Origin of the sequence: Joostella atrarenae, assembly GCF_021764745.1 — a bacterium.
Lineage (GTDB): Bacteria > Bacteroidota > Bacteroidia > Flavobacteriales > Flavobacteriaceae > Galbibacter > Galbibacter atrarenae.
This window is the reverse complement of the sequence record NZ_JAETXX010000007.1, coordinates 38,951-59,728: the sequence shown is the minus strand read 5'-3', so window position 1 is coordinate 59,728 and position 20,778 is coordinate 38,951. Positions and strand designations below refer to the sequence as shown.

General features: G+C 33.2%; 15 protein-coding genes. 9 read left to right on the top strand and 6 right to left on the bottom strand.

Translation table 11 applies throughout. The features are described 5' to 3' along the window. Nucleotides 1-84: 84 nt before the first annotated feature. Entirely contained in the window at nt 85-1,209 is a 1,125-nt protein-coding gene (gene folK / locus JM658_RS11265; RefSeq protein ID WP_236959369.1) for a 2-amino-4-hydroxy-6-hydroxymethyldihydropteridine diphosphokinase, read from the bottom strand. 280 nt (nt 1,210-1,489) lie between these two features. Between folK and sppA the strand changes: the two genes are divergently transcribed. The 9 genes from sppA to hemN all read left to right on the top strand — a co-directional run bounded on the left by sppA (nt 1,490) and on the right by hemN (nt 17,019). Next, nucleotides 1,490-3,253 carry a signal peptide peptidase SppA gene (sppA, locus tag JM658_RS11260; protein ID WP_236959368.1) on the top strand — a complete coding sequence of 588 codons (1,764 nt, stop codon included), beginning with the start codon at nt 1,490-1,492 and terminating at the stop codon, nt 3,251-3,253. Between the two features lie 3 nt (nt 3,254-3,256). Next, a complete protein-coding gene (locus tag JM658_RS11255) occupies nt 3,257-3,967 on the top strand; it encodes a queuosine precursor transporter (RefSeq protein WP_236959367.1) in 711 nt (236 codons plus the stop codon). A 165-nt stretch (nt 3,968-4,132) separates the two neighbouring features. Then, complete coding sequence (locus JM658_RS11250; RefSeq protein WP_236959366.1) at nt 4,133-6,850, top strand: AsmA-like C-terminal region-containing protein; 2,718 nt, start codon at nt 4,133-4,135, stop codon at nt 6,848-6,850. Nucleotides 6,851-7,000: 150 nt separating this feature from the next. Next, nucleotides 7,001-8,083 (top strand): carbohydrate-binding family 9-like protein, encoded by a 1,083-nt coding sequence (locus tag JM658_RS11245; RefSeq protein WP_236959365.1) that lies wholly within the window; start codon nt 7,001-7,003, stop codon nt 8,081-8,083. A gap of 17 nt (nt 8,084-8,100) precedes the next feature. Then, on the top strand, nt 8,101-9,210 hold the full coding sequence (locus JM658_RS11240) for a glycoside hydrolase family 10 protein (RefSeq protein WP_236959364.1): 1,110 nt from the start codon (nt 8,101-8,103) through the stop codon (nt 9,208-9,210). A 273-nt stretch (nt 9,211-9,483) separates the two neighbouring features. Further along, complete coding sequence (locus JM658_RS11235) at nt 9,484-11,802, top strand: glycoside hydrolase family 20 protein (protein ID WP_236959363.1); 2,319 nt, start codon at nt 9,484-9,486, stop codon at nt 11,800-11,802. A 26-nt stretch (nt 11,803-11,828) separates the two neighbouring features. Next, nucleotides 11,829-14,075, top strand: a complete 2,247-nt coding sequence (locus tag JM658_RS11230) for a GH92 family glycosyl hydrolase (protein WP_236959362.1) — start codon at nt 11,829-11,831, stop codon at nt 14,073-14,075. Nucleotides 14,076-14,113: 38 nt separating this feature from the next. Beyond that, on the top strand, nt 14,114-15,574 hold the full coding sequence (locus JM658_RS11225; protein ID WP_236959361.1) for an alpha-L-fucosidase: 1,461 nt from the start codon (nt 14,114-14,116) through the stop codon (nt 15,572-15,574). Nucleotides 15,575-15,660: 86 nt separating this feature from the next. Continuing rightward, the gene (gene hemN, locus JM658_RS11220; protein WP_236959360.1) at nt 15,661-17,019 is read left to right on the top strand and encodes an oxygen-independent coproporphyrinogen III oxidase; all 1,359 of its coding nucleotides are present in this window, start codon (nt 15,661-15,663) and stop codon (nt 17,017-17,019) included. 6 nt (nt 17,020-17,025) lie between these two features. Here hemN and JM658_RS11215 read toward each other — a convergent pair whose 3' ends face one another. The 5 genes from JM658_RS11215 to JM658_RS11195 all read right to left on the bottom strand — a co-directional run bounded on the left by JM658_RS11215 (nt 17,026) and on the right by JM658_RS11195 (nt 20,777). After that, on the bottom strand, nt 17,026-17,733 hold the full coding sequence (locus JM658_RS11215) for a sulfite exporter TauE/SafE family protein (RefSeq protein ID WP_236959359.1): 708 nt from the start codon (nt 17,731-17,733) through the stop codon (nt 17,026-17,028). Between the two features lie 4 nt (nt 17,734-17,737). After that, nucleotides 17,738-18,184 carry a FixH family protein gene (locus JM658_RS11210; RefSeq protein ID WP_236959358.1) on the bottom strand — a complete coding sequence of 149 codons (447 nt, stop codon included), beginning with the start codon at nt 18,182-18,184 and terminating at the stop codon, nt 17,738-17,740. Nucleotides 18,185-18,191: 7 nt separating this feature from the next. After that, a complete protein-coding gene (ccoG, locus tag JM658_RS11205; RefSeq protein WP_236959357.1) occupies nt 18,192-19,613 on the bottom strand; it encodes a cytochrome c oxidase accessory protein CcoG in 1,422 nt (473 codons plus the stop codon). A gap of 115 nt (nt 19,614-19,728) precedes the next feature. Beyond that, entirely contained in the window at nt 19,729-20,589 is an 861-nt protein-coding gene (locus tag JM658_RS11200) for a cbb3-type cytochrome c oxidase N-terminal domain-containing protein (RefSeq protein WP_236959356.1), read from the bottom strand. After that, entirely contained in the window at nt 20,586-20,777 is a 192-nt protein-coding gene (locus tag JM658_RS11195; protein WP_236959355.1) for a CcoQ/FixQ family Cbb3-type cytochrome c oxidase assembly chaperone, read from the bottom strand. The genes JM658_RS11200 and JM658_RS11195 overlap by 4 nt, the downstream gene beginning before the upstream one ends. Nucleotide 20,778: the final 1 nt, after the last annotated feature.

The following is a 20,778-nucleotide window of genomic DNA, read 5'->3' as shown; positions in this document are numbered from 1 at the left end:
TTAAATTCTCTACGAATTAAGTAAACTTTAACGAGAAAAACAAAAATAAGCTTAACATTTTTTTAAGGAACAAAGCTTCTCGTCTTAAAAATCGTGTATTTTATCGATGATAAACTGGTAATCATTTTTGTTTTGTAGGAAATCTAATTCGGAAATATCAATAATCAAAGGGTTTATTTCTGGATGTGTTTTTATGAAATCCAAATATCCATTATTAATTTCTTCCAAGTATTCAGTAGGAATACTCTGTTCGTAACTTCGACCACGTTTTTTAATGTTCTGCAGCAGTCTTTTTGTATTCTGATGTAGATAGATGTATATATCAGGCTTTACAACCTCTTTATACATGGAATTGAAAATTTTTCTGTAAAGTTTAAATTCATCTTCCTGTAATGTGACTTTAGCAAAAATTAGCGATTTAAAAATATCATAATCGCTTACCATAAAGTTCTTGAACAAATCAGGGCGTGAAGTGTCGTCTGTAAATTGTTGATAACGATCAGCTAAAAATGACATTTCTAAAGGAAATGCATATCTATTTTTATCCTCATAAAATTTAGGAAGAAAAGGATTGTCGGCAAACCTTTCCAAGATTAACTTGCCATTAAAATCTTCTGCTATTTTATTAGCTAGGGTTGTCTTTCCTGCGCCAATATTTCCTTCAATAGCAATAAAATTAAATTTCGTGAAGTCTTTTTTTTCTAAAGAAATCTCTAAGCTGATTTTTTCTAACTCACTATTATCTTCGCATGCCTCTAGTAACTCTGTAATACTTTTGTTCAATTTTGGATGTATTTTACCAGGAGCGATATCAGCAAGCGGTTGGAGTACAAATTTCCGAAGATGTAAGTTAGGATGCGGAATTATAAGTTCTGGCTCACTTATCATAGCATCCTCATAAAATATAATGTCGATGTCTATGGTCCGAGCGGCATAACCTTCAGTTTGAGAACGAACCCTTCCCATTTTTTCTTCAATTTGTAAGATACAATCGAGTAATTCTAGAGGTTGTAACTCCGTATCTATTCCAATACAAATATTATAAAAATCATCACTCTCAAAACCCCAAGCCGGTGTTTGGTAGATTGGAGAGCAAGAGATTAAATTGCCAATACTCTCTTTAATGAGTTCGACGGTTTTATTGAGATTTTTATATTTATCTCCTAAGTTACTTCCAATGGAGAGGTATGTGCGTTTGTAGTGAATCATAAGAAACCGCAAAATAACAAAAAGAAATGCTATGATGGTGCTAAAAAAATGTTGAATTCTATTTAATCGTTTTATAATTATAAGAGCGTATTTTCTTATGTCGGAGGTTTTAGATTTAATCTCTTGTGTTAGAATGTAGACTCCTTTTAAGAATGGATTTTTAATTTGATTAGATATATAGTTGTAGCTTGTTTTTAAAAAACATTCATTTTCGCCTTATTAATTTGTTTTTTGTTGAGTTGCAAGTATCTTTGGAAGACTTATACCTAAGTTTATTTATATGAAATTTTTGAGAAATTTAATGGCGGCCATTTTAGGGACGCTTATTGCTATCGGAATAATTTTTATGTTTTTTATTGTTATCGCTGCAGTTGCTGGAGGGAGTGAAGAACAAGTAACAGTAAAAAACAACTCTGTTTTAGAAATTAATTTCAAGGAGCCTCTAAAAGATTATGGAGGGAAATATGAATTTACAGATATCGAGTATAAATTTGAAGAATATAACGGACTCAATAATGTGCTGCTTGCCATAAATAAAGCAGCTACAGATGATAAGATTAAAGGAATTAGTATTCACAATTCTTTTATCACTACAGGTTCTGCAAACACAAGAACCATAAGAGAAGCGATTGAGAAGTTTAAAGAATCTGGGAAGTTTGTATATGCTTATGGTGATATTTACCTTCAAAAAGATTACTATTTGGCTTCTGTAGCAGACTCTGTTTTTTTGAATCCTACTGGGAATTTAGATTTTAGAGGACTTTCTTCAGAAGTATTATACTTAAAAGATCTTCAAGAGAATTCAGGAATAAAAATGGAAGTTATTCGTCATGGTAAGTATAAGAGCGCTGTAGAGCCTTATCTTAATAACAAGATGAGTGAAGCCAATAGAGAGCAAATCACAGAACTTTTGGAGTCTGTTTGGAGTACTTATTTACAAGATATTTCTGAAAGTAGAAATATAGACACGCTTCAGTTAAATACCTTCGCAGATGAATTGGCTACCCGTACACCAAAATTAGCCCTGGAAAATAAATTCGTAGATGGGTTAAGTTATATTGATGAATATAATGGTTTGCTAAGAAGTAAAATGGACTTAACAGAAGATGATAAGATCAACACAATTAATATTCTTGATTATGCTGAATATGCTTCAAAAAAAGTAAAAACAGTTGGTAAAAATAAGATTGCAGTTATCTATGCGCAAGGGGAGATCGGTTATGGTAAAGGAAACGATAATTATATCGGTCAAGAAACGATGTTTAAATCTCTAAAAGATGCAAGAGAAGATGATAATGTAAAGGCTATCGTTATGCGTATTAATTCTCCTGGAGGGATGGCTTTAACTTCAGATATTATCTGGAGAGAAATGGAAATCACTAAAAAAGTGAAGCCTGTAATTGTATCTATGGGGAATTTAGCTGCTTCTGGAGGGTATTATATGGCAGTTGCTGGAGATAAGATTTTTGCAGAACCTTCTACGATTACAGGATCTATAGGTGTTTTTGCTACAATCCCAAATGTTAGTGAGTTAGCAGATAAATGGGGAATTAATGCAGAGCAGGTAAATACCAATAAGAATTCTACTACTTATAGTGTTTTTGAATCTGATAATGAGAGCTTTAAAAAGTATGCTAAAGAAGGGATTGAAGATTTTTATAAAACTTTCTTACAACGTGTTGCAGATGGAAGAGATATGAGTATTGCGGATGTAGATAGCGTTGCTCAGGGTAGAGTTTGGACTGGTACTCAAGCCAAAGAGCGTGGTTTGGTAGATGAGATTGGAGGTTTAGAAGAAGCAATAGCTTATGCAGCATCTTCTAGCGGAGTTGAAGATTACACGATTAAAAACCTTCCTGTTTATGAAACAAGTATTGAAGAATTATTGCAAGGGTTCTCTGGTCTTGGTTTTGTGAAAAGCAAAGAAGAGCTTTTAAAAGAAGAACTAGGGGAGGAGATTTATAATATCATGCAACAAATGAAATCCTTAACAAATCAGAAAGGAGTTCAAGCTAGAATGCCTTTTGAAATGAATATAAAATAGTGAATGACTGATAAAGATAGGAAGTTAGCATTTAAAATATATCTGTATTTAGGAGCGTTGTTTATTACTTCGCTGGTAGTGTCGAATCTTATTTTTCAGAAATTCTTTTATTGGTATCCTTTTGGAGAAACTAAAGTTTTTGGAGCTTCATTATTCGAGATTTCGGTTGGAATTTTACCGTATCCTATTACATTTTTAATAACCGATCTGATTTCAGAAATATATGGTCAGAAAAAGGCAAATCAAGTGGTTACTGCTGGGATATTTGCCTCATTCTTTTCGATGGCTATTATTTTAATTGCCGAACGTGTTCCTGCATTGCCAACTTCTCCAATACAAGATGATACCTTTACACATGTTTTTGCATTGTCGCCAGTGGCTGTTTTTGCCTCGATGATAGCATATCTTTTTGCACAGTATATCGATATTACTATTTACCACTTTTGGAAAAAGCTAACTAATGGAAAGTACCTTTGGTTACGAAACAATTTTTCAACTTTTACGTCTCAGTTTATAGACACTTTTACAGTAGTTTTTTTATTGTGTGTTTTTAAAGTTTTACCATGGGATTTGTTTTATGGATTGGTAATAAGCGGTTTCCTTTTTAAAGTGTTTGTTGCGGTTCTAGACACACCATTACTCTATTTATTTGTATTCTTTTTTAGAAAACGATTTAAATTAAAGGTGGGAGAAGAAATAGATATGGGAATTTAAACCTGTTTTATAATCTCTTTTATGATAATCTTTTCAGTGTAGATTATTCGTATATACATATACAAACATTAAATTTTTATTAAAATAAGCGAAAGTGTGTAAAGTTTACTACATTTTTGTTATTATATTGAATAATAAAATTAGCTAGTAGAAAATAAGATAAAAATGAAGAAAGTTCTCAAGATAGTAGGTATAATAGTAGGGTTGTTGGTTGTGTTTCTTATTGCCGCTCCTTTTCTATTTGAAGGAAAAATACTAAAAATTGTAAAAAATACAGTCAATAAAAATATCAATGCAGAATTTAATTTTGCAGATGCAGACATAAGTCTTATAAAAAACTTCCCAGATGCATCCGTAACAGTGGAAGACATGAGTATTATAAATAAGGCTCCTTTTGCTGGAGATACCTTGGTATTTGCTAAAAAGGCTAATATAAGTGTTCCTTTTATGCAAATATTTAATAAAGAAGGAGAACCATATTCGGTAAACTCATTCAGTATTGACGGAGCCGTGGTAAATGTTTTTATTGATAAGGATGGAAATGTGAATTATGATATTGCGAAGAAGGACGAAACATCAAATAGCGCTCCTGCTGCTCCTGAAGCATCTACAGAAACAGCATCTTCACCTTCAAGCAGTAATGTTTCTTTGTCTATTCAGAGTTATGAAATAACTAATTCTAGAGTAAAATATTATGATGAGAAAGGGAAAATGTATTTTGAGTTAGAAGAATTAAATCACTCAGGGAAAGGAGACCTTTCAGCAGTAAAATCAGAATTAGATACAGAAACAAGTGCGCTTATATCTTTTGAAATGGATAGCGTTAATTACTTCAGTAGAAACTCTATAAAATGGGATGCCAAGTTAGGAGTGGATTTAGAAGAGAATAAATATACTTTTTTAGAAAATAAAGCAATTATCAATCAGTTAGAATTGGTGTTTGATGGTTTTGTAAAATTAAATGATGATAATCAAGAAATGGATATTACTTTTAAAACACCATCATCAGATTTTAAAAACTTCTTAGCTTTAATTCCAAGTGAGTACTCTAAAGATATTGAAGACGTAGAAACTACTGGAGATTTTGTTGTAGAAGGTATGTTGGCTGGAGTTGTAGATGAAACTCATATTCCAACTTTCGATATAGCAATATCTTCAAATAATGCTTCTTTTAAATATCCAGACTTACCGCAATCAGTAAATAATATTAGTATCGATACAAAGATTACTAATAAGACGGGATTGGTGGAGAATACTTTGGTAGATATAAATAAATTAAGTTTTAAGATAGCACAAGATGTATTTAGTGCACAGGCGCACATAAAAAACCTTACAGCAAATCCTCAAGTAAATGCTAATCTTAAGGGGAGAATTAATCTTTCTAATCTTTCTAGTGCATATCCTTTTCCTTCTGATTTAGATTTAAAAGGAATTTTAGATGCAGACCTTTCAACAGCTTTTGACATGCAATCTATCGAAAATGAAAGATATGAGAATACCAAAAATAGTGGTTCTTTAGGATTGAAAGATTTTGAATTTGTTTCAGAGGAAATGAAAAATCCATTACAAATTTCAAATGCAGCAATTACTTTCAACACATCAAATGTCTCTTTAAACGCATTTGAAGCTAAAACAGGAAAAACAGATCTTTCAGCAAAGGGTTCCATAGAAAACTTATTGGGATATATGTTTAATAAGGAGACGTTAAAAGGTAATTTCACATTAAACTCAAACACATTTGCTGTAAATGATTTTATGGTAGAAGAAACAGAGGATACGTCTTCAGGAAAGTCTCAGGGTGAAGCTACGTCAGAAGAAAAATCGGAAACAACAAAGCCTGAAAATACAGTAGCAACAGGAGAGGAACAGATAAAAATACCATCATTTTTAGATGCTACAATTGCTGCTAAAGCGAATACTGTAATTTATGATAATTTGACGCTTAAAGATGTTTCAGGAACATTAATAGTTAGGGATGAAACGGTAACATTAAAAGATCTTAATTCTTCAATTTTTGGCGGAAAGATAGCTTTAAATGGATCGGTGTCTACTAAAAATGCAACACCAACTTTTGACATGGACTTAGGAATTAAGAGTTTTGATATCACAGAGTCTTTTCAGGGATTAGATATGTTGCAAGCAATAACTCCAATTGCAAATGCTTTGCAAGGAAATCTTAATTCTAATTTGTCTTTAAAAGGAAATCTTAATAATGATTTTACTCCGAATTTAAATTCTCTTTCTGGTAATGCCTTGGCGGAAGCTATTATAAACGGTTTTGATCCTGAAAAAGGAAAAGTTTTAAGCGCTCTTAGTAGTCAATTAAATTTCTTGAAACTTGAAGAAGGGGAAACAAAAGATATTAAAACAAGTTTGACATTTGAAGATGGTCGAGTAAATGTAAAACCATTCAACTTAAAATATAAAGACATAGATATTCAGGTGGCTGGAAGTCATGGTTTTGATAAATCGATTGATTATAATGCAAGTTTTGAGGTTCCTGCTAAATATTTAGGGAAAGATGTTACAAGTTTATTAGCTAAGCTAAATGATCCTGAGGCTGAAAATATAACAGTGCCTGTATCTGCTACCATTGGCGGAACTTACAGTAGTCCTTCCATTTCGACAAACTTAAGCTCTACAGCGACTGAGCTTACCAAGAAGTTGGTGACTATGCAAAAAGATAAGCTTATTAATCAAGGGAGCGATAAGGTAAAAGATGCTCTGAATAGCTTTTTAGGAGGTAGTAAAACTAAAGATTCTACAGCTACAAACACAACATCAACTAAGGATTCTGTCACTACAGATAAAATTAAAAATACTGCGAATAGTATTATTAATGGTTTGTTTGGGAAGAAAAAAGATACTACAAAGACAAATTAGGAGCTGCTTAATATCGTTTGATTATAGGCGTATGGCAACAAATTGATGTTGTTTGTCTAAATGTTTTTATATTGTGATATTAAAGTTGAAAATTTAGAATAATAAGAAAGGGCACGTAAGTGTCCTTTTTAGTTTCAAAGAATTTAAAATATGAAGATAGGAATCCAAGGTTTATTGTTTGGTATAAGTGTTTTTCTGATGTCGGCTAATCTTACAGCTCAAGATAAAATAATACCCCCAAATGCTTATGTAGCTCCAAAAATATCAGAAACTATAAAAATTGATGGTAAAGCGAAGGAGTCATCTTGGAAAAAGACAAAATGGACAGTAGACTTTATAGATATTGAAGGAGAGAAAACCCCAAAATACAAGACTCAAGTAAAAATGCTGTGGGATGATGACTATTTATATTTTTATGCAGAAATGGAAGAGCCTCATGTATGGGCGACATTAAAGCAGCGGGATACAATTATTTTTTATAATAATGATTTTGAAATCTTTATTGATCCTGACGGGGATACTCATGATTATATGGAGTTTGAGATGAATGCGCTTAATACTGTATGGGATTTATATCTAACAAAACCATATAGAGAACATGGGAAAGTAGTAGATAGTTGGGATATAAAAGGGATTAAAACAGCGGTAGCGATAAATGGAACTATAAACGATGCTTCCGATGAAGACAAAGGTTGGAGTGTTGAGATTGCAATGCCTTGGAATGCTTTAAAAGAAGCTGGTAATAATAAAGTTCCGGCGGATGACTATTGGCGAATTAACTTTTCTAGGGTTAATTGGGATTATGAATTGGTAGGGGATACATATCAGCGAAAAAAAGATGAAAGTGGAAATTTTCTACCTGAATATAATTGGGTATGGTCGCCACAATGGGTTATAAATATGCACGAGCCAGAATGGTGGGGATATGTATATTTTTCAACTGAAAGAAAGGCTACCTCTAAAAAGAGTGAGTTTGTAATTTCAGCTGATGAAAAGATTAAATGGGAGCTTTATAGCTTGTATAGGAAGCAAAAATCATATCATCGTGAGCATGGAAGTTGGATAAAGGAGATTGATCAATTGATTTCAAATTCTATAAAAATTGATGGAGAAAAAATAAAACCAACTTTGGAGGTCCATAATTTTGGTTGGAATCTTTCTGTAGTGAGTCCTTTTACTGGAAAGCAATTAATATTAAAAGAGGATGGAGATTTTATAATAAAAGAGCAATAAACTAAACTTAATATACTATGCGATTATTAAAACTATCTATGTTGGCAATGCTATTCGTGTTAGCATCCTGCAGTGAGAAGAAAGCCACTAATGATGAGGCTAAACCAGAAGAAGTAGCAGTTGTAAAAGAACAAAGCGACTTCAAATATTGGACGTGGACAACAGCAAGTGAACAACGAGCTGATACTTCGTATCAAAGGGAATTTGCTAAATATAAAGCTGGTGGAATTGATGCTGTTTTAATAAATACAAATACCGACCCTAAACTTTTAGAGCGATTAACACCAATAGCAAAAAAAGAAGGTTTAGAAGTTCATGCGTGGATAATGGCAATGAATAGACCAGGAGATTCTGTGGCTTTGCAACATCCAGATTGGTATGCGGTGAGTCGTGAAGGGAAGTCATGTTTTGATACACGCCCATACGTTGGTTATTATCAGTGGTTATGCCCAACAAGAGAGGCTTCTCGTGGTCATGTTTTAGATTTGGTAGAAGGTTTGGCGAAAGTTGAGGGAGTAGCAAGTGTACATTTGGATTATATAAGATATTCGGATATCTTTTTACCAATCGGACTTTTACCTAAGTATGACTTGAAACAAGAAGAAGAGTTACCAGAATTTGATTTTTGTTATTGTGATGTTTGCGTAGCAGAATTTGAAAAAATACATCATAAAAATCCAAGGGACTTTGAAAATCCAGCGATTGATATGGAATGGAAGCAATTCCGCTTAAATAAAGTAAAAGCGGTAGTAGATGATGCATATGAGATAGCTCATAAATATGATAAAAAATTAACCGCTGCAGTTTTTCCTTATCCAGAAATGGCAGATCATATGGTTCGTCAACGTTGGGATAAATGGAATATAGATATGGTTTTACCTATGATTTATAACAATTTTTATAACGAAGAAATAGATTGGATTGGTTTTGCTACAGGAGAAGGAGTAAAGGATCTTCAAGGGAAGAATACAGAATTACATACAGGGATTTTTGTTCCACCAATGTCTGCTGCTGATGTGACTAAAGCAATTAAGCTAGCCAAAGATAATGGAGCAAAAGGAATTTCCTTTTTTGATGGAAATGCTTTAACAGATGAGCAGCTTGAAGCTATAAAAGCTTCTAATTAGGTTGTAATAATTTAACGTTTAGAGGAGCTGAAAACTTAATTTTAGCTCCTCTTTTTGTTTCCGTTTTTTCTACCTCTTGATAAAGAATAATAACAAAAGAAAAGAGAAGAGTTATTGCTTCTAAATCTTTTTATTATCAAATACTTTCTTCTTATATTGCTTTGATAATTATTTTAATAACATATATCAGGAGTAATTTAGTAAAACGAATTAGTACCCCGTATATACTGTTATATAGAAACATAGCTTACTTAAATCAACAAACAATAACCAATGAAATATTTTTACTTAGCAAGTCTGCTTTTTTTATTTTTTAGTTGCAATAAAACTAGTAAAACTTCCTTTATTAAAGAAGACGTCAAAATAATTCCTAAGCCTAAAAATATGGTGTTAGGAGATGGAGCTTTTAGCTTCAATAGTAATACCAAACTAGTTGTGAATAATGATGTTCAAATTATTGCATCAGAGATTTTATCAGAAAAATTTAAAAATGCTGCTAATTTAAAATTGGATATCGTTAATGAGGCCCCAAGTGCAAATTATATAGTTTTTAAGGAAAATGATTCTTTGAATAAGGAGGCTTATAAGCTAAAGGTTTCTGAAAACAATATAGTTGTTGAGTCAAATGGTCTTAACGGTGCAATATATGCTATACAATCAATTCTTCAATTACTTCCAAATGAGATAGAGAGCACTAGTTTTGTTCAAGATATTAATTGGATTATTCCTGCTGTAACTATAGATGATGAACCTCAATATAAGTGGAGAGGACTTATGCTGGATGTTGCGAGGCACTTTTTTGAGAAGGAATATATAATGAAGACAATTGATAGATTGGCTTTCTTAAAAATGAATACGTTACATTTTCATTTAGTAGATGATCAGGGTTGGAGAATAGAGATAAAAGAATATCCTAAGTTAACAGAAGTTGGTGCTTTTAGAGTAGATCAGGAGGATTTGCATTGGCAAACTAGAAAGGAGAATGAGTTAGGTGAAGAGACAACTTATGGTGGTTTCTATACACAAGAAGATATTAAAGAAATCGTAGCATATGCAGAAAAGAGAGGAATTACAGTTGTTCCAGAAATAGAAATGCCAGCCCATGTTATGAGTGCTATTGCATCGTATCCTGAGCTTGCTTGTTTTGATCAAAAAATTATGGTTCCTTCTGGTGGAGTATGGCCTATTACAGACATTTATTGCGCAGGTAAAGAATCCACTTTTACATTTATTGAGAATGTTTTAGATGAGGTTATAACATTGTTTCCGTCTCAATATATCCATGTTGGAGGAGATGAAGCTACAAAAACAAACTGGGAAAAGTGTCCACATTGTCAAAAGAGAATGGAGGAAGAAGGTTTAAAAGATGTAGAGGAGTTACAAAGTTACTTTATGAAGCGTATTGAAAAATATGTTAGCGGTAAGGGAAGAAAAATGATAGGATGGGATGAAATCCTCCAAGGAGGAATAGCAGAGGGAGCAGCTGTAATGAGTTGGAGAGGAACTAAAGGCGGTGTTAAAGCTTCTTCTCAGGGGCATGATGTGGTAATGACTCCCGTTTCTCATTGCTATTTTGATTATTATCAAGGCCCTCCAGGGGAAGAGCCTTTAGCATGGGGAGGTTATACACCTTTAAGTCAAGTATATGAATTCTCTCCAGTTACAGAAGAAATGACTTCAGCACAAAAACAACATATTCTTGGAGGACAAGCGAACTTATTCTCAGAATATATTCCAACAACAGACCAATCGGAGTATATGATATTTCCACGCTTAACGGCTTTATCGGAAGTATTGTGGACTCCTAAAAAAGATCAGAGTTGGGAAGATTTTTCAGAGCGTGTTCAGTATTTATTCAACCGATTGGAAGTTATGAATATTAATTATGCTGAAAGTGCCTACACAATTAGATCTACAGCAAGTATTGATAGTCTAGATAAATCAATTAACGTTGAGCTGCAAGATGAATTTTTAAACTCAGATATAAGATATATTACAGAGAATGGAAACCTTGAAAGCGATGCCATTCCTTATACAAAACCGATTAAAGTCAGTAATACATCTACAATTAAAGCAGCTCGTTTTGAAGATGAAAAACCAATTGGTAGAGTTTTTGAAAAGAAATTTATATTCCATAAATCAGTAGGTAAAAACATTATATATAATATTAACTACCACGATAGTTATCAGGGAGCAGGAGATCCAACATTAGTTAATGTACTTAGAGGTTCAGAGAATTTCCGCGACGGACAATGGTTGGGTTGGCTTGGAGATAATATGGATATTGTTATAGACCTTGGAGAAAAAACAACAGTTGATAATGTTGGAGTAGGAACTTTAGAAAAGCAGGGATCTGGGATTTATTTTCCGAAGAAAATTTCAGTTTTTACTTCTGATGATAATGAGAATTTCAAATTGATAAAAACGATTGATCGTCCATTTAAAGAAAATAAGGAAGGAGAGTTAAAAACGTTTGAACTAGAATTAGGAGGTGTAAATACACGTTATTTAAAAGTGATAGCTGAAAACCTTGGAAAAGCTCCGAATGGAGGTGGAACTTGGCTTTTTGTTGATGAAATTGTAGTAGAATAGTCTACTGGCTAAAAAAGTATTTAAAGATGAAAAAAAAACTTTTATTAGGGAGTTTGTTATTTGTAAGCATAGCAATGTTTTCTCAAAATAATGAGGTAACAAAACATGTGAATCCTTTTATAGGAACGTCGAACTATGGAACGACTAACCCTGGACCCATAGCTGTAAGAGGAATGGTTAGTGTTTCTCCTTTTAATGTTGCAGGGAAAGAGAACTTACCAATGGAGAAAGATAGTCGATGGTTTTCTACTCCTTATGTAAAAGAAAATAAGTTTTTAACAGGTTTTAGTCATGTAAATATCAGTGGGGTAGGTTGTCCAGATTTAGGTGTTATTCTTGCAATGCCGACTACAGGGAAATTAAATGTAGATTATGAAGAATATGGGAGCACTTACTCTGATGAGGTTGCTACAGTGGGATATTATTCTAACACTTTAGATAAATATAATGTAAAAGTAGAAGCTACTGCATCCACAAGAGTTGGAGTAAGTAAATATACTTTTCCAAAGGGAGATGCTAACATTCTTATAAATTTAGGATTAGGACTTACAAATGAGCAGGGAGCCCAGGTAAAAGTAGTGTCTCCAACAGAAATTGAAGGGATCCGTTCTGTCGGATCTTTTTGTTATTATAAAGCTGAGGAGGCATATCCTGTTTATTTTGTAGCGCGTTTTTCTAAGCCTGCAAAAAACTTTGGGGTTTGGAAGAAGCCAGCTAAATATAGTGGGGTAGAAGCGCAATGGATGGAGTATAATGGAAAGGCAAGAATAAAAGAAAACTATACCAAAGAAGTTGTAGGAGATAGTATAGGTGCTTACATGAATTATTATTTTGAAGAGCCTACTACTGTAGAAATGAAAATAGGAGTTTCTTATGTAAGTATTGAAAATGCTAGAAACAATTTAGAAAAGGAGACTTCGGATAAAACTTTTGATCAACTTCTAATTGATGCTAAAAAGGAATGGAACGAAAACTTATCTAAAGTAGAAGTAAAAGGAGGTACAGAAGAGGATAAATCAATTTTTTATACAGCGCTTTATCATACATTAATTCATCCGAGCACTCTTAGTGATTACAATGGAGATTATCCAAAAATGAAAACTAGAGAGACACTGAATACAAAAGGAACCCGTTACACAGTTTTTTCTCTATGGGATACATATAGAAACTTACATCAATTAATGACTTTGGTATATCCAGAGCAGCAAGTGGATATGGTAAATAGCATTTTGCAAGTTTATGATGAAAGTGGATGGTTGCCAAAGTGGGAGTTGAATGCTACTGAAACAACTACTATGGTTGGAGATCCAGCGGGAATTGTAATTGCCGATACTTACTTAAAGGGAATTACCAAATTTGATGTTAACAAGGCGTATCAAGCAATGAAAAAGAGCGCGGATCAGTTAGAAAATAATCCGTTGCGTCCTGGCATAAAAGATTATATAACAAAAGGATATTTAACTACTAAAACTACAAATAGCGGATCTGTTTCTACGACTCAAGAATATAATATGACCGACTTTGCTATTGCACAATTAGCAAAAGAGTTGGATGAAAGGGATGATTATAAACGTTTTTCTAAGCGTTCGATATCTTATAGAGCACTCTTTGATGACACTTATAATTTACTAAGACCTCGAAATGATGATAGCTCTTGGCTTACACCATACAATCCGTTGAAAGGAGCAAATTTCGAGAAGAATCTAGGTTTTATTGAGGGAAATGCATGGCAATATACATTCATGCTTTCTCATGATGTAGAAGGCTTGTTAAAAATGATGGGTGGAGAAACTGTATTTGTAGATCAACTTCAAAAAGTATTTGATGATGATCATTATGATATGGCAAACGAGCCAGATATTGTATATCCGTATTTGTTCAATTTCGTGCAAGGAGAAGAATGGCGAACGCAAGAGCATGTTACTTCTCTTTTAGACACCTATTATAAAAATGCTCCAGATGGACTTCCGGGAAATGACGATACTGGAACTATGTCGGCTTGGGCAGTATTTTCAATGATGGGAATATATCCTGTTGTTCCAGCAAAACCTATTTATGCAATTACAACGCCTAGATTCGATGAGGTTAAAATTCATTTAAATAATGATTTTTATGGAAATAAAGAGTTGATTATAAAATCAAATCAAAGCGATGCTAATAAATATATAGATGTTATCGAAGTAGATGGGAAGTCACTAAAAAATAATTTTATTACACATAAAGACTTAATCAATGCTTCTGAAATTGATATCAAGCTTAAAGAGCATAAATAACCAATAATTAAATTAATAACCGACCAAACCATTCTAAAATGAAGAATATTACGTTACTTTTTTCATTGTTCATCTATACAAATTTAGCCATTGGACAGGCTGTTTATGAAGATGAACGGTACGTTCCAGAAACAGATCCTTTAGTGCTTGAAAAGCTAGAGCAATGGCAAGGATTAAAATTTGGATTACTAATGCATTGGGGAGCATATAGCCAATGGGGAGTTGTGGAATCTTGGTCTTTATGCCCTGAAGAATATGGTTGGTGCGCTCGGAAAAAAGGGAGTAACCCAGATAACTACTTTGCTTACAAAAAAGAATATGAAGCTTTGGGAAAATCTTTTAATCCTATAAAGTTTAATCCTGAAAAATGGGCGAGCGCAGCTAAAGATGCAGGAATGAAATATGTTGTGTTTACTACAAAGCATCACGACGGATATAATATGTTTGATACGCAGTATTCAGATTATAAAATCACAAATACGGAAACACCATTTTCAAAACAAGATAATGCAGATGTAACAAAGGCTATTTTTAATGCTTTTAGGGATAATGGAATGTGGGCTGGGGCATATTTTTCTAAACCAGATTGGCATATGGATTCTTATTGGGATCCGTATTTCCCTCCAAAGGATAGAAATGTAAATTACGATCCAGAAGCATATCCAGAAAAGTGGAAGAAGTATGTGGATTTTACCCATAATCAGATTTTAGAATTGATGACTAATTATGGGGATATTGATATCCTTTGGTTAGACGGGGGTTGGGTTGCTAAAAAACCGACTCAAGATATCGTAGACTGGTATGATCGTTCTGTGAAGGAAAGCGCTACAGGCTATATGAAAACTAGAAATATCAATCAAGATATAGAAATGGATAAGCTTGTAGAAAAAGCAAGAGAGAAACAACCAGGACTTATTGTTGTAGATCGTGCTGTTCATGGAAAAAACCAGAACTACTTAACTCCAGAAAATAGAATTCCAGAAAAAGCATTGCCGTATCCTTGGGAGTCGTGTATTATAGCTGGAGGTGGCTGGTCATACTCTTTTAATGCTAAATATATGTCTGGACGAAAAGCTGTACATACACTTGCAGATATAGTTTCTAAGGGAGGTAATTTACTACTTAACATTGCTCCTAGTCCTGAAGGAGAATGGGATAAAGGAGCCTATAAGCTGTTATCAGAAATTGGAGATTGGATGGGTGTAAATTCAGAAGCTATCTATGAAACTAACGCTGTAGCTCCATATAAATTTGATAATGTTTGTATCACTGAAAAGAAAGATGGAACTACCTATTTAATTTACCTGATGGAAGAAGGAGCAGAAGTCTCTTCAGAAATAAATGTGCCTTTTTCTCTTGATAAGAGTACTGCGCATGTTCTAGGTAAAGATGAAACTTTAGAAATAAAGGTAAATAAGGATAATACTTCAACAATAAAAATATCAAAGAGTTTAAGATCAGAACTAAAAAATGAAATAGCATGGGTTATTAAAATATAACTTTTTTTGTAAGCAATGATTAGCTGATAATTATCATTTTTTGTAATTTACTATTGGAGTAATTTTGCTCGATAAATTGTGATGATATGTCTAGTTCTTTAGTTCAAAAGTATAACGTTCCCGGCCCTCGATATACAAGTTACCCAACTGTACCTTTTTGGGATGAATCAACCTTTTCTGTAGGGGGTTGGGAGTCATCGTTGCATAAATCTTTTGATGAGAATAACGGGGAATTAAGTCTTTATATTCACTTGCCTTATTGTGAGAGCTTATGTACGTTTTGTGGGTGCCACAAGCGCATTACTAAGAGACATGAAGTAGAATCGCCATATATAGATACCGTTTTATCAGAATGGAAACTTTATTGTGATTTGTTTGATGGTACTCCTAAGATTAAGGAAATCCATCTTGGAGGTGGAACACCTACATTTTTTTCTCCTGAAAACCTTAAGAGGCTAATAGATGGTGTTTTTAAGCTAGCCGATCATGCAGATGATTATGAGTTTAGTTTTGAAGGACATCCTAATAATACTACAAAAGAACATCTTCAAACTTTATATGATTTAGGTTTTAGAAGAGTCAGCTACGGAGTTCAAGATTACAATCCTACCATTCAGAAAGCAATACATAGAATTCAACCTTTTGAAAATGTAAAACGTGCTACAGATCAGGCAAGAGAGATAGGATATACTTCAATAAGTCATGATCTTATTTTTGGATTGCCTTTCCAAAAAATGGAGCATGTGGTAGATTCTATCAATAAGACTTTATTGCTTATGCCAGAACGGATTGCTTTTTATAGCTATGCACATGTACCTTGGATAAAAGGAAACGGACAAAGAGGCTTTGATGAAAATGATATCCCTAAAGGAGATGAGAAAAGAGCTTTGTATGAAACTGGAAAGAAACTCTTAGAGGAGTTGAATTATATAGAAATCGGAATGGATCACTTTGCATTAGAGAGTGACTCCCTTTCTGTTGCTTTGAAAAATAATGAACTCCATAGAAACTTTATGGGGTATACTACCCAGAAAACTAATTTAATGATTGGTTTGGGGGCGTCTAGTATAAGTGATAGTTGGTATGCTTTTGCTCAAAATGCCAAAGGGATTGATGAATATACGAAACTGGTTAATGCTGGAACAATACCAGTTTATAGAGGACATTTATTAAACAGTCAAGACTTAATAATTCGTAAGCATATCTTAAATCTTATGTGCAATTTGCGTACTTCTTGGGAAGAAAGTTCTAATTATTTTGAAGAGCTTCCAAAAGTATTGTCTTCATTAAAAGAGTTTGCTAACGACGGACTTATTGAGTTTAAAGAAAATAAACTTGTTATAGTTGAAGAAGGAAGACCATTTGTAAGAAATATATGCATGGCTTTTGATATGTATTTGTTGAAGAAAAAACCTGATACGCAACTTTTCTCAATGACTGTGTAAGATCTTTTAAGGAACTATACAGTTTGGAGTTGACTTCACCATAAGTTGAAGATCCGAAGGGGAAACATATGGAATTCCTAATCCCATTCCTCTCATAATAAATAGCGCACCGATAATGATAACAAAAACAGGAATAGCTTTTGTTATTTTTTTTCTTGCTGAAACAGAAAGGAAGTTACCTAAATATACTGCTGTTGTCATAAGCGGAATTGTTCCAATTCCAAAAAATACCATATATAGCGAACTTTGGTATGGGTTCCCAATAGCAATAGCTGCAAATAAAGCCATGTAAACCATACCGCATGGTAGGAAACCATTTAAAAAACCTATAGAAAACAAGGCCGATGTTTTTTTCTTTTTAAGTTGTTTCCCTAATGCAGATTGTGCTTTAGAAACCCAAAGCATTACAGTTTTAGAAATAAAGTTAGATTTAGTTTTTCGTAAAGGAATTAATGCTGTAAGTATAATAAGAATTCCAATTATTATAGAAAGGCGCTGCTGTAAACCACTAACAAAAAGTCCTTTGCCTAACCAACCAAAGATAAAGCCTATTAAAGAATAGGTTAATATCCTTCCAAAGTGATAAATGAAAATCTGGAATACTTTCTTAGTCTGGTTTTTATGATCTAACGGCAATAAAAAGGCAATAGGGCCACACATGCCAATGCAGTGAAAGCTTCCTAATAAACCTAATATAAATGCAGAAAGTAACATGGTCTTATAAACTTAATTCTTTTTTGTAGTAATAGTTTTCGTTATTGTATACCCAATTTACTTCTATATTCCATCTTCCTCCAGGGAGTTTTGATTGCGGAATTAAGAAAGTAGAATTACTAACTTTTATCGGACTTTTAAAATCCAATACGTCATTTGAAGGGCGATACAAGAAAACCTCTCCAGTGATATCTTGACCTTCCATTTCTGATGGAAATGTCACTAAAACACCTTCCGAAGTTTTTTCTGCTTTAAGCTGGTATCCTTTCTCTTTTGCTTTTTGAGCATTATCGATTTTACTCTGATATTCTAACTCTTTTTTATAGTAGTCTTTAGATACTAAATGGTGGTCGTACGCATCTTCAGTATTCATTCTAATAACTAAATATAGAATGAAACTTATAAATAATATAAAAGCAACGACAATACCTGTTCCCCAATTGAATTTCATAATTTTTTTATTTTCTATAACTTCTTGGTCCCATAAATGTAGTAGTGGTTGTTTCTATAAGCGTGTCATCACTAAATACACCTATTTTAATAGTAGTTTTATCCTTGTCAAGAAAGGCTTTGTCAATCTCTACAAAAAGAGTCCCTTGATGTAATCCTTCTTTTGGAATATTAAAATTTTCTACTGATACTAATTTAACTTCCCCTTTAGGATCTAACAATTCAAAGTGAACATTATCAATTTCCTTAACCGTTTTATTTATCAGTTTAAATGTATAAACATTACTAATTATATGTTCTCCTTTATGCTCGTATAGCTGTCCAGGAAGACGAAGTATATTTGCTTCCACATCATTTCTTAAAAACAACATTCCTATAAGTAATCCTATTAAAATTACTAATACGGCTGCATAACCTTTTAGCCTTGGAGTGAGTTTAAAAGGAGCTTTTTTCTCAATATTATCTTCGCTAGCATATCTAATTAACCCTTTAGGAAGATTTACATTTTCCATTATGGTATTACATTCGTCGATGCAGGCGGTGCAGTTCACACACTCTAACTGCGTTCCATTCCTAATATCTATTCCGGTAGGGCAGACGTTAACGCATTGCTTACAGTCTATACAATCTCCAGCACCTATAGCATCTCTATCTTCACCTTTTCTAAACTTTTTTCTTCCATTATCTCCTTCACCTCTTTTATGGTCGTAAGCAACAATAATAGATTTGTTATCTAGTAATACTCCTTGTAACCTACCGTAAGGGCAAGCAATTATACATACTTGTTCTCTAAACCAAGCAAAAACAAAGTAGAATACAGCAGTGAAAATAAGTAAAGATATAAGCGTAGAGATATTATCTAATGGATCTTCTTTTATGTATCGTAATAATTGATCGCTACCGATGAGGTATGCAAGAAATACATTGGCGATAAGAAAAGAAATGCAGAAAAAGATAAACCATTTTAATCCTCTTTTTCTAATTTTTTCGGCATTCCACTCTTGTTTGTCCAAACGAATTTGTGCCCCTCGATCTCCATCAATCCAATACTCAATTCTTCTGAAAACCATTTCCATAAAAATAGTCTGTGGACAAATCCATCCGCAGAAGATACGACCAAAAGCTACTGTAAATAGGGCAATAAAAACCACCCCAATAATCATGGAAATAACAAATAAATAGAAATCTTGTGGCCAGAATGGGAATCCGAAAATATTAAAACGACGCTCTAAGAAATTAAATAGCAAAAACTGATTACCATTAACTTTAATAAAAGGGCCTAATAATAAAAAGGCTAAAAGGAAATAACTTACATATTTTCGATACTTGTAAAACTTTCCTTTAGGTTTTTTTGGATATACCCAAGACCTTTTACCATCTTCATTGACAGTACTAATAGAATCTCTGAAATTACCCTCAGACGCCTCCATATTTTTAGTGTTTAGAATTTTATTAAGTTGTAAGTAGTAGATTCCAACTTAATATAGGAAAAGTTTATTTAATAACACTACCTCTTGAGACTTTCAAGAGGCAGTGATTTATAATTTATTCTGTTGCAGGCTCCACCCATATATCACCTTCTGGTGCTTTAGGGTTTTCAGGGTTAGTTCCATGCAGTGTTAGTATATAACTAGCAACTTGTTGTATTTCTGATGGTTTTAAAGACTGCTTCCAGGCAATCATTCCTTTTCCACTTCGTCCTCCTTCAGAAATGGTATTAAAGATGTTTTTAATTCCACCTCCTAAAATCCAATTATCATCTGTTAAGTTAGGACCAATGGCTCCACCACCATCTGCACGGTGACAAGCAACACAGTTAACCTGAAAGATTTCTCCTCCTTTTTTAATTTCTCCATCTTCAGTTAATGCAACAACGGTTTTAGCATCAACTAAGTCCACAGCAGTTTTTTTGTATTCATCAATAGCAATCTGAGCTGCCGCTACTTCTTTTTCATATTCTACTATTTGATTATCCCCATCAAGAACGTGATATTTGAATAGGTAAATAGCAGCAAATACAATACTCGCATAAAAACCATATAGCCACCATGGTGGTAAATCATTATCAAGCTCTTTTATTCCGTCGTAATTGTGGTCTAATATAATTTCTCTTTCCTCTTCGATAGACCTTGTTTTGGTCATTTTCTTAAGGAAACGTTTAGTCCATGAGTTTTCTTCAGCTTCAGCTAATTGTTCTTCATTTAATAAAGCCCTTGTAAGACTGTTCATCGAAGCCACTACAATTTCAACCGCAATTAATAATATAGCAAATAGCACTAAAAATACGGCTACTTGTGGATATTCTATAAATGCTGGTTTGTCTCCTGAATCTATAAAATATTCAGCAGCACAAAAAACAAGAGATACTATTATTATAACACGTAAGTAAGATGTAAAATTTCTCATGATGTTATGTTGGTTTTATCGTTATTGTCTAATGGGAATTGACTCACTTTATTTATATAATCTTTTTTTGCAGTTGCAACCCACCAAAATAAGATCACAAAAAATATAAAAAAGATGAGTAGGGAGAAGATAGGGTATACTGCTACCCCATCTATAGACTCCATATAATTTTTAACAAACTTCATCATG